12 protein-coding genes are annotated in these 12,750 nt (G+C 52.5%); 5 read left to right on the top strand and 7 right to left on the bottom strand.

All coding sequences use genetic code 11. The annotated features are described in order from the left end of the window. Nucleotides 1–68 precede the first annotated feature (68 nt). Nucleotides 69–980, top strand: a complete 912-nt coding sequence (locus EH198_RS00695) for a LysR family transcriptional regulator (protein ID WP_124693640.1) — start codon at nt 69–71, stop codon at nt 978–980. A 101-nt stretch (nt 981–1,081) separates the two neighbouring features. Here EH198_RS00695 and EH198_RS00690 read toward each other — a convergent pair whose 3' ends face one another. Further along, nucleotides 1,082–1,279: a hypothetical protein gene (locus EH198_RS00690; RefSeq protein WP_124693639.1), complete on the bottom strand. Its 198-nt coding sequence runs from the start codon at nt 1,277–1,279 to the stop codon at nt 1,082–1,084. 423 nt (nt 1,280–1,702) lie between these two features. On the opposite strand from EH198_RS00690, the gene proB reads away from it, so the two are divergent. From proB to proC, 3 genes are read left to right on the top strand one after another with little or no spacing between them, the layout of a single operon-like run. Further along, nucleotides 1,703–2,809: a glutamate 5-kinase gene (gene proB, locus EH198_RS00685; protein ID WP_124693638.1), complete on the top strand. Its 1,107-nt coding sequence runs from the start codon at nt 1,703–1,705 to the stop codon at nt 2,807–2,809. Between the two features lie 38 nt (nt 2,810–2,847). Continuing rightward, nucleotides 2,848–4,095 (top strand): glutamate-5-semialdehyde dehydrogenase, encoded by a 1,248-nt coding sequence (locus EH198_RS00680; protein WP_124693637.1) that lies wholly within the window; start codon nt 2,848–2,850, stop codon nt 4,093–4,095. A 30-nt stretch (nt 4,096–4,125) separates the two neighbouring features. Then, nucleotides 4,126–5,013: a pyrroline-5-carboxylate reductase gene (proC, locus tag EH198_RS00675; protein WP_124693636.1), complete on the top strand. Its 888-nt coding sequence runs from the start codon at nt 4,126–4,128 to the stop codon at nt 5,011–5,013. Between the two features lie 162 nt (nt 5,014–5,175). Here proC and EH198_RS00670 read toward each other — a convergent pair whose 3' ends face one another. From EH198_RS00670 to EH198_RS00645, 6 genes are all read right to left on the bottom strand, one after another. After that, a complete protein-coding gene (locus EH198_RS00670) occupies nt 5,176–5,913 on the bottom strand; it encodes a DnaD domain protein (protein ID WP_124693635.1) in 738 nt (245 codons plus the stop codon). An 18-nt stretch (nt 5,914–5,931) separates the two neighbouring features. After that, a complete protein-coding gene (asnS, locus tag EH198_RS00665; protein WP_124693634.1) occupies nt 5,932–7,227 on the bottom strand; it encodes an asparagine--tRNA ligase in 1,296 nt (431 codons plus the stop codon). A 206-nt stretch (nt 7,228–7,433) separates the two neighbouring features. After that, nucleotides 7,434–8,639, bottom strand: a complete 1,206-nt coding sequence (locus EH198_RS00660) for an acetate/propionate family kinase (protein ID WP_124693633.1) — start codon at nt 8,637–8,639, stop codon at nt 7,434–7,436. Beyond that, a complete protein-coding gene (locus EH198_RS00655) occupies nt 8,636–9,508 on the bottom strand; it encodes a 3-hydroxyacyl-CoA dehydrogenase family protein (RefSeq protein ID WP_124693632.1) in 873 nt (290 codons plus the stop codon). The genes EH198_RS00660 and EH198_RS00655 overlap by 4 nt, the downstream gene beginning before the upstream one ends. Before the next feature lie 135 nt (nt 9,509–9,643). Beyond that, nucleotides 9,644–11,146 carry an AAA family ATPase gene (locus EH198_RS00650; protein WP_124693631.1) on the bottom strand — a complete coding sequence of 501 codons (1,503 nt, stop codon included), beginning with the start codon at nt 11,144–11,146 and terminating at the stop codon, nt 9,644–9,646. Beyond that, on the bottom strand, nt 11,139–11,672 hold the full coding sequence (locus EH198_RS00645; protein ID WP_124693630.1) for a hypothetical protein: 534 nt from the start codon (nt 11,670–11,672) through the stop codon (nt 11,139–11,141). Before EH198_RS00645 ends, EH198_RS00650 begins: the two co-directional genes overlap by 8 nt. Before the next feature lie 243 nt (nt 11,673–11,915). Between EH198_RS00645 and EH198_RS00640 the strand changes: the two genes are divergently transcribed. Further along, nucleotides 11,916–12,695 carry an alpha/beta fold hydrolase gene (locus EH198_RS00640; RefSeq protein ID WP_221621466.1) on the top strand — a complete coding sequence of 260 codons (780 nt, stop codon included), beginning with the start codon at nt 11,916–11,918 and terminating at the stop codon, nt 12,693–12,695. The last annotated feature ends 55 nt before the right edge of the window (nt 12,696–12,750 follow it).

The raw sequence follows: 12,750 nt of genomic DNA, 5'->3' as shown, positions 1-12,750 counted from the left end.
TGATATAGCTTAAGCTTCTTCTATAGGTTATTCTTATAAGACGATGAATGTAGAAGGAGACCGCAAGAATGGAACTCAGACAACTGCTTTACGTACTGCAAATCGCAAATGAACGGAATTTTTCCCGGGCCGCCGAAAAGCTGCACATCGCCCAGCCATCGCTAAGCCAGCAGCTGTCCAAGCTGGAGAGGGAGCTCGGGGTTATGCTGTTCCAGCGGAACACAAGCGCAGTTGAGCTTACCCATGCGGGAACGAAATTTGTGGAACAGGCGCAAATTATTATCGATGCCGTGGAACTGCTGCGCCAGGAAATGACCGATATTTCGGAGCTTCGCACGGGCCGTGTCGTTGTCGGCAGCATGCCGATTACGGGAGCCCACCTGCTGCCCCACGTACTGCCGGTATTCAAGCGGAAATACCCGGAAATCGATATTACCCTGCTGGAAGATTCATCCATGAATCTGGAAAAACTGACCGCAAGCGGCCAGACGGATCTCAGCCTCCTGTCGCTGCCTCTGGAAATTCCTGCTCTGGCCTACGAAATTCTCGGAGAGGAGCGTATCGATCTCGCGGTTCCGCCGGAGCATCCTTTGGCAGTGCGCATGTCCACCGGGGTGAGAACTTCACTTGAGGAACTGAAACAGGAATCGTTCATTGTCCTTAAAGAAGGCCAGGGCTTTCGAAAAATGACAGTGGACCTGTGCCGGCAGGCCGGATTCGAACCGTCCGTCGTCTTCGAGAGCAATAACATGGAGACCGTGCAGTCGCTCGTTGCCGCAGGCATGGGCGTTACCTTGGTTCCCCGTTTTATTTCCCGGGCTCCCCGCAGCGAGTTCGTGCCCGTCTATTTGCCTTTGGCCGAGCCGGTGCCCAGCCGAACATTGGTGGTAGCTTACCGTAAGGGACGCTATTTGTCCAAGGCAGCCGAAGCTTTTATCGACACATTCCAAACGACGGTAGCCGAACTCGCGCAGGAATAGTGCAGGAAAAGCACCCCTAAGCTTTCAAACAAGCCGGGCAAATCTGCGAAAAAAAGCCGTCCATCACTGCGGAAGCGATGAGCGGCTTTGAACGGTTGACTTTAGTTCTGATATTTCCGGAAATTACGCTCAGAAATGAAATGGTTCTGAGTATCAGGCACATGCGAGGTATCTTCGTCAACCGGTCCTCTTGAGTGGGGACTGCCGGTCTCTTCCTCAATAAAATCGCGCATAGCCTGCCGCTGCTCCTCCATTTCATGTTTTCTTTCTTCAAGCTTCTGGAGATTATCTTTATTCAATGGATCCACCTCCTGGTCACGGATTAGAGTTATTTTGCCCGATTGCCCGAATGATAAACATTTTCTCTTAACCCGGTGTTTTCAAAAGGCAATGGGTGGAACTCTCTTGGCAAACTTGGTTCTACATGGTATTCTAAATGTCAAATAGATAAACGTGCAGACGGGACCAGTACGAACAAGTCTACCGCGCCAGAGAGTAAATTCCGACAGGCTGAAAGAATTTACCGCGGATAACGTTCCGAATCCTACCCCCGAACGGCCTGCCCCGCAGGACGATCTCCTCTCGTTACGAGGCTTAAGTCGGATGATCCCTCATCAATGAAGGTGGTACCGCGGAAGTGAACCCAAGCTTTCGTCCTTTGCTCAGTCTAAGGATGGGGCTTTTTTTGTTGTTCAATATGGATAAATAGGAAGTGAAAGGCAATGTCTACTCGATTAGTCGTCAAAATCGGCAGCAGCTCGCTAACCGCGGCCGAGGGCGGCCTGAACCGCGAAGCGGTCGCTTTTTTCGCCTCTGAAATCGCGGATTTGAGGCGGAGCGGCAGTGAAGTGCTGCTGGTAACCTCCGGGGCGGTTGCCGCGGGCTTCCGCAGCATCGGATATGAAGCGCGGCCCAAGCTGCTGCATGAGAAGCAGGCCGCAGCAGCCGTGGGCCAGGCGCTCTTGATGCAGGCCTACCAGGAAGCGTTCTCCGCGCACGGTCTGACCGCTGCCCAGATTCTGCTGACCCGCACGGATTTCCGCAGCCGCCACGCAATGAACAACGCCGTAATGACCGTGGAAGAGCTGCTGAGGCAGGGCGTCGTTCCGGTATTCAACGAAAATGACACCGTGTCCGTCGACGAACTGAAATTCGGCGACAACGATATGCTGTCTGCGCTGGTTGCCAATCTGCTCAAGGCATCGCGGCTGCTTGTGCTAACCGATATCGACGGCCTGTACAGCAGCAATCCGCGGTCCAATCCGGATGCCGTCCGCTACCGGCTGGTTGAGGACATTACGCCGGAAATCTATGCGATTGCCGGAGGAGCCGGATCGGCCGTCGGCACCGGCGGCATGCGATCCAAGATCGATGCCGCCAAGATCGCCACACGCGGAGGCGTGCCCGTCTTTGTGGGACGAGTCACCGAGTCCGGCGATTTGCGATTGGCGATGCAGGGAGAAGGCAAGGGCACATACTTTGCCACAACATTGTCTTCCCTGCCCGTCAAGAAGCAGTGGCTTGGCTTCATGTCCACCCCTCTCGGCTCGCTTATTGTCGATGCCGGAGCCGAAGAGGCGCTGGTACACGGCGGCCACAGTCTGCTTCCCGTCGGCGTCAGAGATGTGCAGGGCAGCTTCCATGCGGGAGATGTCGTCGAAGTGTTGGGTCCCGACGCCAATCTGCTCGGGAGGGGCATTGTAAATTACGACGATGCCCAGCTTCGCAGCATTCGCGGACTGCCCAGCGGAGAAGTCATGCGCCGACTTGGAGAAGAAGTACACCGGCTTGAAGTCATTCACAGGGATGAATGGATTACGCTGAAATAAACGAAAGCTACAATGGAACTTGATAAGGAGGAACGATGATGAGTGAAGTTGCAAGCAAAGCGGCTTTGGCCAAAAGCGCGGCAGGTGCGCTCGGCAGGCTGACTACAGGGCAAAAGAACGAAGCGCTGCTGGTGATGGCGGATGCGCTGCAGCGGGAAGCCAACGCGATTATCACGGCCAACGCCGAGGATCTTGAGCGGGGCAGACAAGGCGGCACGCCGGAATCAATGCTCGACCGGCTGGCGCTGGAAACCGTACGGATCGACGCTATCGCCGAGGGGCTCCGGCAAATCGCCGCCCTGCCCGACCCTGTCGGAGACATTCTTGAAACAATGGAGCGTCCGAACGGGCTCATTATTGAGAAAATCCGCGTGCCGCTCGGCGTCATCGGAATTATTTTCGAAGCGCGCCCCAATGTTACTGTCGACGCCGCCGGCTTGTGCCTGAAGACAGGCAACGCTGTCGTGCTTCGCGGCGGATCGGCCGCTCTCTCCTCCAACCGTAAAATCGTCGAGGTGCTGCACACCGCTTTGGCCGAGACGAGCCTCCCGCCTGAGGCGCTTCAGCTTATCGAAGACCCGGACCGCTCGTCTGTTGATGAAATGCTAAAGCTGAACGGTCTGCTTGATGTGATTATACCGCGCGGCGGAAGCTCGCTCATTCAGAATGTTGTAAAGAATGCCACCGTTCCCGTCATTGAGACGGGCGCAGGCATCTGCCATACTTATCTGGATGCCAGCGCGGTTCCGGCAATGGCTGAATCGATCAGCCTGAACGCCAAAGCACAGCGGCCTTCCGTCTGCAACTCGATGGAGACACTGCTCGTTCACCGCAGCTTCGCGGCCGAGCACTTGACCAAGCTCGGAGATGCTTTCTGCAGCGCCAACGTGGAGCTTCGCGGATGCGCGCGGACGCGGACGCTCATTCCGTGGGCGCTCACGGCCACCGATGAAAATTATGCGACAGAGTATAACGATTATATTCTCAACATTAAAGTGGTTGACGGAATCGACGAAGCGCTGGAGCATATCGCCCGGTATGGAACGAAGCATTCCGAGTGCATTATAACGGAGGATGAAGAGAACGCCGAGCGGTTCCAAGATGAAGTCGACGCCGCGGCGGTTTACCATAACGCGTCCACCCGCTTTACCGACGGATTCGAATTCGGATTCGGCGCGGAGATCGGCATCAGCACCCAAAAGCTGCATGCACGCGGACCAATGGGTCTTCCGGCGCTGACTTCAACCAAATATAAAATTTACGGCAACGGACAAATCCGGAGCTAGGCCCTTATCCGGCAAGGAGGATGCTAGACAATGTGTCAACAAACAGCTAAGCCTTTGATTAACCATAATGTCGTCTTTCACGGCGCCGGCTCCATGGCGGAAGCAATCGTGCGTGGTCTGATCGCCCGCTCCGTTATCTACGCCGACAACATCATTATGCTTAACCGCAGCAGCAGTGAACGGCTGGCTGAATTGCGTTCACGGTACGGCGTTGCCGGAAGCAACGACCCGGAGCAAAAAGAAGAATATTTGCGCACATCCCCGGTCATCGTCCTGGCAATGAAGCCCAAGGACGCGGCAGCAGCTCTGCGCATTCTCGGACCGCTCCTACAGGACGGACAGCTGATTATTTCCGTCGTCGCCGGCCTCTCCATCAGAACGATTCAGGGTCTTCTCGGCAAAAAACAGCCTGTTGTCCGCACCATGCCGAACACCTCAAGCTCGATCGGCCTCGGCGCTACGGGCATCTCCTTCTCTAAAGAGGTATCCGATGAGCAGCGGCGGCTATCGCTCAATATCTTCGAAGCCGTTGGCCTTACTTCCATTATTGAGGAAGAGCGTATGGAGATACTGACCGGCATATCCGGCAGCGGACCCGCCTATATCTATTACATGATGGAAGCGATGATAGCCAGCGGCATCCGTGGCGGACTGTCCAAGGAACAGAGCGCCGAATTGACTGTCCAGACAGTGCTCGGTGCGGCCCGCATGGTCCAGCAAACCGGGGAAGAACCGGCCGCCCTTCGCAAAAAGGTCACCTCTCCGGGCGGCTCCACCCAAGCTGCGCTGGAAGTGCTCGACAAGGGCGATTTCTTCGAAACGGTCATTGCGGCGGTCAGCCGCTGCGCGGAGCGTTCGCGTGAGATGGGAGCAGCGCTGGAAGCGGAATTATCCGCAGAGACTGAAAAAGAACGGTAAACTCAAAATGAGAATCCATAAGGAATTATAGTATACACTCCTTAAAGATAAATTAGCCATTCTAACCACAAAACCGCAGTTCCAAGACCGAATCTTGGAACTGCGGTTTTTCATTAATAATTTTCATTTTTAACTGGAACGCCAATGATATCCTTACGCCTTCTAACTTCCCCCGCGGAACCGCTGGGAATACGCCTTAACGTCCTGAGCGTTCTTCACACGGTTGCGGCTCCACTCCAGCAGAATCCGGTCGATATAACGAAAATATACTTTGCCGGCGAACACCGACTCCTTCAGAGCGAGCAGAATGAGCTCCTCGGGGTAGCGGTCCTGGTCCAGCCAGCCGGAGATTGTCTCGCATTCCATCGGAGAAAGCGGGCGGCCGAATTCCTTCTCGAATACGACGAAGAGGCTGGGGCTTTCCGCTTCACCGGAAACAACTCCGGATTGAATCCATTCGCCCTTCTCCGATGACGATGACCGGGCACCTCGCTGGAACGAATTGCTGTCCGCCCCTAATGCCGTTGAATTTCGCTGCGACGAAAGATAGCGTCCTAGTTTATCATACAGCCCGGAAAAGTCATAGCGCTCGTAATGGAGCCCCTGACGCTCGTCGCTGCCCGCTTCAATTTTCAAGAACCCTTCTTTAATCAGCTTCTGCAGTTCACCTGCAATGACAGACGCGCTGCGGCCGGTTACAGCCTGAAGCTCCTCCAGCGAAGGAAAGTCCTTTCCTTCAATCTGGCGAAAAGAGAGCAGATGAATAAGCAGCAGTGTCTCGCTGCCGGTTAAATTAAGCTTGCGGTAAGCGGTGAGAAGCGCATAAGGAATAACGGCCATCCCGCTCTGCAGCCCGAAGGTTACGCCTTCGCTCCAGCTGGTTCTTTCTTTGCCGTCCATAAGCGCCTCCTCTCATTCTTAAGGGTAGAGACGGTACAACATGCGTGGAAACGGAATCGTCTCGCGAACATGATCCAGACCGCAAATCCAGGCTACAGTCCGTTCCAGACCAAGACCGAAACCGGAATGCGGAACAGAGCCGTACGTACGAAGATCCATATACCATTTGTACGTATCAAGCGAAAGCTCATGCTCTTTGAAGCGCTCTTCAAGGAGCACAGGATCATCGATCCGCTGCGATCCGCCGATAATTTCCCCGTAGCCTTCCGGAGCAATCATATCCGCGCACAGCACGACATCCGGACGATTTGGATCGGGCTTCATATAGAAAGCCTTGATTCCGGCCGGATAATGGGTAATGAACACCGGCTTGTCGTATTCTTCGGCAATCGCCGTTTCATGCGGCGCGCCGAAGTCCTCGCCCCAAGGGATGTCGAAGCCTTTGCCGTTCAGGAATGTGATCGCATCGTCGTAAGTAATGCGCGGGAAAGGCGCCTTGATATTTTCCAGCTTGGAAATATCGCGGCCGACCGCCTCCAGCTCTGCCTTGCAGTTCTTCAGAACGGATTGCACGACATGGCTGATGAACTCCTCCTGCACACGCAGACTTTCTTCATGCTCTGTGAAAGCCATCTCCGGCTCGATCATCCAGAACTCGATCAAATGCCGGCGGGTTTTGGATTTCTCCGCCCGGAAAGTCGGTCCGAACGAGTATACACGCCCCAGCGCCATCGCTGCGGCTTCCATGTAGAGCTGTCCGCTCTGGGTCAAATAGGCGTCCTCTTCAAAGTACTTGGTGTGGAACAAATTAGTCGTACCTTCCGCTGAAGTCGGGGTCAGAATGGGAGGGTCAACGAGCGTAAAGCCGTTGATATCGAAATACTCCTGAACGGCCCGGATTATTTCCGCCCGGATCACAAGAATCGCCCGCTGCTTCGAGGAGCGGAGCCACAGATGACGGTGATCCATTAAGAAGTCGACCCCGTGCTCCTTCGGCGTAATCGGATAATTCTCGGTCAGGTGCAGAATTTCAATTCCGGTCACTGTCATTTCAAATCCCGATTGGCTGCGGGGTTCTTCGCGGATGATTCCCGTGACGTACAGGGAGCTTTCCTGAGTCAGACTTTTGGCGTCGTTCCAGACGTCCTCCGGCACTTCCGATTTTACGACGACTCCCTGAATATAACCGGTTCCGTCCCGCAGCTGCAGGAACTGAATCTTACCGCTGGAGCGTTTGTTGTTTACCCAGCAGCCAATGACGACGCTTTCTCCGACATGATCTTTCACGCCCAGGATAACAGTTTTGTTAGCCATGCCCTCAATCTCTCCTCTTTAGAAGTGCGGTTAAAGGTCCGACAGCCAAAGGCCGCTACCCGGGCCTTTGGCTGTGGATTCCTTTTTCTTTAAAAATATAAGAAAGAATAAGCATCGCGCTTATCCTTATCTTATATTTCTACGAGAAACGGGGAACGTCCTCGAAAGGACGTTCCAACCATCTCTTATGATCTTATTGTATCTCTTTACGCTTGTTCTTGCACGATGCGAAGTGTATCGCGGGCAATCACGAGTTCTTCGTTGGTCGGAACGACAAGCACTTCCACCTTGGAGCCGCTGGCAGAAATGCGACGAGGATCGCCGGAGCGGACCTTGTTCGCTTCTTTGTCAAGTTCGATTCCAAGGAAGGTCAGGTTGCTCAGAACCTTCTCGCGAAGCAATGACGCATTCTCGCCTACGCCGGCCGTGAAGACGATGACGTCAACGCCGTCCATCGCTGCCACATAGGAACCGATATATTTGCGCAAACGATATTCGTACATTTCAAAAGCCAATGTGGAATTCGGCTCGCCCTTCTCATAGCCGTCAATGATGTCGCGCATGTCGCTGCTTGTTCCGGAAATGGCTAGCAATCCGCTGTGCTTGTTGAGCATGGAGCTGGCTTCGCCGGAAGTAAGCTCTTCCTTGTTCATGACATAAGGAACGATCGCCGGGTCGATGTCGCCGCTGCGCGTACCCATCATCAGGCCTTCCAGGGGAGTCATGCCCATCGAGGTGTCCATCGAAACTCCGCCTTGAACGGCGGTAACGCTGGCGCCGTTGCCGATATGGCAGGTGATGATTTTGAGGTCTTCCAGAGGACGTCCGAGGTACTCGGCCGCAGCCTTGCTTACAAAATCATGGGATGTGCCGTGCGCGCCGTAGCGGCGAACTTTGTACTTGTTGTACAGCACTCTCGGAATGGCGTACATATAAGCTTTCTCAGGCATCGTTTGATGGAACGCGGTATCGAATACGACAACCTGGGGAATACCCGGCATATTGACTTCCGAAGCGGTAATACCCATAACAGCCGCCGGGTTATGTAGCGGTGCAAGGTCGAACAACCGGCGGATTTCCGATTTGGCCGCTCCGTCTACCAGTGCCGATGCCTTAAATGTCTCGCCGCCGTGAACGACGCGGTGACCGACAGCATTGATCTCTTTGATAGAATCGATCACGCCATGCTCCTTGTCGGTCAGATTGGCCAGCACTTTACGAATGGCCGTTGTATGTTCCAGAATTTCGCTTACTTCGGTAACTTCCTGTTTGCCTGTCGGCTTGTGGGTCAGGATCGAGGAATCCATACCTATGCGCTCGACCAAACCTTTGGCCAACACGGATTCATCAGTCATGTCATAGAGCTGATATTTCAGCGAAGAAGAGCCTGCATTAATTACTAGAACTTTCATACACGGTCACCATCCTTGTCATACTTGAAGAAGCCTTCGCCCGATTTCATGCCCAGTTGTCCCGCACGCACCATCTTTTTGAGAATGGTCGACGGACGGTATTTCAGTTCGCCGTACTCGCGGAACATGCGCTCCAGAGCGGCAAGCACCGAATCCAGGCCGAAACGGTCAGCCATTTCAAGCGGTCCGTATTGGAATTGGTAGCCGATACGCATTGCATCGTCGATGTCTTCAGGAGATGCTACGCCTTCTTGAAGAACATGCATAGCTTCATTAATGAACAGGCAAATGAGGCGTGAAGTTACAAATCCCGGGGATTCGTAAATCATTACGCCTTTCTTCTCGACAACATCGTCAACAAAAGCTTTCGTATGTTCAAAAGTCGTGTCGGATGTCTTGAGGCCGCGGACGATTTCCACGACGTCAACCTTGGCGACGGGATAAATAAAGTGCATGCCGATCACGCGTTCAGGATACATTGTAGAGCTTGCAAGTTCGGTCAAGCTGAGTGTGGAAGTGTTGCTGGCAAGAATGATATTGTTCGGACACACTTGGTCCAGCTGATTGAATACTTTCTTTTTCTCTTCCAGATCCTCAATGATCGTTTCGATTACCATGTCGCAGGCGCTAAGTTCCGCGAAATGCGTCACTTTTTGGATGCGGCCAAGGATAAGCTTCTTCTCAGCTTGGGTAATTGCCCATTTCTCCAGTTGCTTATCAAGGCTTGTCTCAATCATGCTGTAGGAGTAGTCCAATTTCTCCGGCGTCTTCTCCACCAGCAGCACGTCCAGACCCTTGGCTGCCAACATCTCGGCAATCCCTTGTCCCATCGTGCCTCCGCCGATGACACCGATTTTCTTAAAATTCATAAAAAGCCTCCATCCTCTCAGGTATCTCTACATTTTTGTAGCACCTTTTTATCTGTCGAAAAAAACAGCATACTCCGACATATAATAATATCTTAGCATGTCTGAAAAGTAAAAAAAAATAACCGGCATCAAGAATTATGCCGGTAAAAGGACACTGTCACGAAATTGACAACGAAATTGTTCCCCGGAAAGCACTTCTTCCTTCATTAGGATATCCAAGGAATAATCGAAAACATTGCGTTTATTTTCCAAAAGTGAGCGGGTACGCTCCATCAACTCATCCAATATTTTACTATTTTCTTTCATCAGTTCTTCCGTCGTCACCATCTCCAGCTTGGCGATGCCAAGCGAGGTCAGGCCCGATTTCATCATCATTTCCACGATGCCCAGCGCCTGATCGAAATCGCCGCGGGAGCCGGTGCTGCGTCCGCCGTAATACATTTCCTCGGCAGCCGCTCCGCCCAGAGCGATCATGATCTGCTCTTCCAGGTAATCCTTCGTGTATAAGTACTGCTCCTGCTGCGGGTTATGTCTAACATAGCCGAGCGCTTGTCCGCGCGGAGTGAGCGTTACCTGACTGACGCTGCCGGGTCGCAGAAGCTCAGCCGTAATGGCATGTCCCAGCTCGTGGATCGCCACCCGCTTCTTCTCTTCCTGATTCGTCTCGCGGTCCGTCTTCTCGCCCATCATCACCTTGTCGATTGCCATCGCCAAATGACGATGCTCCACTTGGATCAGATTATCGCGCATCATATAGATGGCTGCTTCGTTCATGACGCTTTCGAGTTGGGCTCCAGAGAAGCCGTAAGCTTCCTCCGCGATTTTGTCCAAATCGACTTCGGAATGAAGCGGCTTGTTCTTCGCATGCAGTTCGAGTATCGACTTGCGGCCCTTTTTATCGGGCATGTCCACCTGAATGTGACGGTCGAAACGTCCCGGCCGCAGCAGTGCGGGGTCCAGCATTTCCTTCCGGTTGGTGGCTGCGATCAGCAGTATGCGCGGTGTATCCGAGTTATAGATGCCGTCCATTTCGGTCAGTAGCTGGTTCAGCGTCTGGTCGTACTCCCGCTGCTGCCCTCCTTCGCGTTTGCCTCCGATTACATCGATTTCGTCGATGAAAATAATCGCGCTCTCCTTGTTCTCCTTAGCGGCGCGGCCCCGGGCATCCTTGAACAGATCGCGGATGCGTCCGGCGCCAACACCGACATACATTTCCACGAATTCACTGCCGGAAGCCGCAACGAATACCGAGTTCGTGTAGTGGGCCGCAGCCTTCGCCATCAGCGTCTTGCCCGTTCCGGGAGGTCCTGTAAGGAGAATCCCCTTAAGCGGACGGATGCCGAACTTGCTGATTTCTTCATGCCGGATCAGAAAATCGAGCGCCTCGCGCAGCTCCTGCTTCGCACTGTCCTGTCCACCGATTTCTTCAAACGTCAGCTTTGCCGGACCGTTCTTCTTACGCTTCTTCTCCGCGCCCGCATTAACAGCGATGCCGCCGCGCAAATGGGTAATAGCCAGCAGAGCGCCGACCATGGCAACCGCAACGATAATCGGAACGACATTAACACCGAGAAAAGCTAAAAAAATCAGCAGCACAGGGACAAATCCGATCAATACTTCTTTACTCCATTTAGGCATTGTTCCATACCCCCATCGTTTCCGGCTCGCGCGGTAAAATGATAAATTTGCTCTCTTTGCCGTCCGTCAGACTTACATATACATTTTTGTCGTCGATTTCCGTCGTGGCGGTAACGTTCGTGTACTGGGTGGACAGCTCTTTCAGCGTCTCCGGAATAAGCGTATATTTACGGCTTTCCATCGCCTCCGCTACGGAAAACATCGCTTTTTCCCAATATTCGTCAAGGTTTTGGTTAGAGTGCTGTTCCACATCCAAATTCACGGTCCGTCCGCCAATCGCGGACTTGCCTTCGGTATTTATATATTGAACCAGTTCACGTAATTTCGTGCCTGGCTGCAAATCAAGTTTCAGAGTGACTGCATTGCGGTTAATAGAAATATGGGAAGTGTTGACTCCCTTATAGCTGCTTATAATCTTTTCTAGCGGCTCCTGAACTACAAATTGACGATACAGAAACCAACCGCCGAACAGCAGCGCGGCCGACAGCAGCGCGGTCAACAATACAGGCATTAGACGAAGTTTCAAGCAACGTCCTCCTCTCAAATGATGACAAACTTTATAACTTTCCAAGCAGCGTGCCCAGCGCCATTCCGAGTCTGGCATGCTTTTTGCCATGCCTTGATACATCTAGTAGTATATCATAGGTGTATATACTAGAACGAATTAATTGTGAATAATGTTTAAAATTTTACCTTCTATTTTTTCCCTTCGGTTTTATTTGTAAAAGTATCATTTCCCGAAGAACCGTATGAAAGGAGATTTACTGAAGTGGCAAAAACGTACGGCAAGCCTCCCTATCAAACCTTTTTAATTCATGGCGGGCCTGGCGCTGCCGGAGAAATGGCTGGAGTTGCGGATTATTTATCGCAGAGAATCGGAGTTGTCGAGTCCTTTCAGACCCGGCTGACCATAAACGAATTAATCTTGGAGCTCAAGAGGGATATTGAGGACTGCGGCAGCGGACCCGTCTGTTTGGTCGGTTACTCCTGGGGAGCTTGGTTGAGCTATATTTTTACGGCCTCCTACCCGGATCTCGTCAGGAAATTAATTCTTGTTGGCAGCGGCCCGTTCGAGCAGGAATACGCCAAAGATCTGTGGGCCATCCGGTTAGCCAGGTTAAACGAGCAGGATAGACAAAGAGTTCGCGAACTTGAGGCCGATCTGGAAAAATCGGGACCCGATATGAATGAAATCCTTCGCCAATATGGAAATATTTTGGTAAAATCGGATGTCTTCAATCCCTTACCTTGTGATGATAACGAGGTAAAAGTTGATTTGAATATTTTTCAGTACATATGGAAAGAGGCCAGTGAACTTAGGTTGTCCGGCGAACTATTGAAGCTGGGTTCTAAAATCGTCTGTCCTGTAATCGCGATTCACGGGTTACATGATCCTCATCCCTACTCCGGCGTGATACAGCCTCTTTCTGCAGTTCTTCAAGACTTCCGTTATCACTTGCTGGAGCATTGCGGACATACGCCTTGGAAAGAACGAATGGCCAAAGATCATTTTTATCGTTTACTTTTTGCCGAGCTGTCTGAAAAATAAATCTACAGAAAAAAAGAACCAGCCATCCCTAAAGGGTTTGGTGGTTCTTCGTTTA

The sequence above is a fragment of the Paenibacillus rhizophilus genome (assembly GCF_003854965.1).
GTDB classification, from domain to species: domain Bacteria; phylum Bacillota; class Bacilli; order Paenibacillales; family Paenibacillaceae; genus Paenibacillus_AQ; species Paenibacillus_AQ rhizophilus.
This window is presented reverse-complemented; position numbering and strand designations above follow the sequence as displayed.

Bases quoted from the DNA above. Each gene is read 5' to 3' on its own strand.
- EH198_RS00695 (WP_124693640.1), top strand. From the start codon at position 69: ATGGAACTCAGACAACTGCTTTACGTACTGCAAATCGCAAATGAACGG.
- proB (WP_124693638.1), top strand. From the start codon at position 1,703: ATGTCTACTCGATTAGTCGTCAAAATCGGCAGCAGCTCGCTAACCGCG.
- EH198_RS00680 (WP_124693637.1), top strand. From the start codon at position 2,848: ATGAGTGAAGTTGCAAGCAAAGCGGCTTTGGCCAAAAGCGCGGCAGGT.
- proC (WP_124693636.1), top strand. From the start codon at position 4,126: ATGTGTCAACAAACAGCTAAGCCTTTGATTAACCATAATGTCGTCTTT.
- EH198_RS00670 (WP_124693635.1), bottom strand. From the start codon at position 5,913: ATGGACGGCAAAGAAAGAACCAGCTGGAGCGAAGGCGTAACCTTCGGG.
- asnS (WP_124693634.1), bottom strand. From the start codon at position 7,227: ATGGCTAACAAAACTGTTATCCTGGGCGTGAAAGATCATGTCGGAGAA.
- EH198_RS00660 (WP_124693633.1), bottom strand. From the start codon at position 8,639: ATGAAAGTTCTAGTAATTAATGCAGGCTCTTCTTCGCTGAAATATCAG.
- EH198_RS00655 (WP_124693632.1), bottom strand. From the start codon at position 9,508: ATGAATTTTAAGAAAATCGGTGTCATCGGCGGAGGCACGATGGGACAA.
- EH198_RS00650 (WP_124693631.1), bottom strand. From the start codon at position 11,146: ATGCCTAAATGGAGTAAAGAAGTATTGATCGGATTTGTCCCTGTGCTG.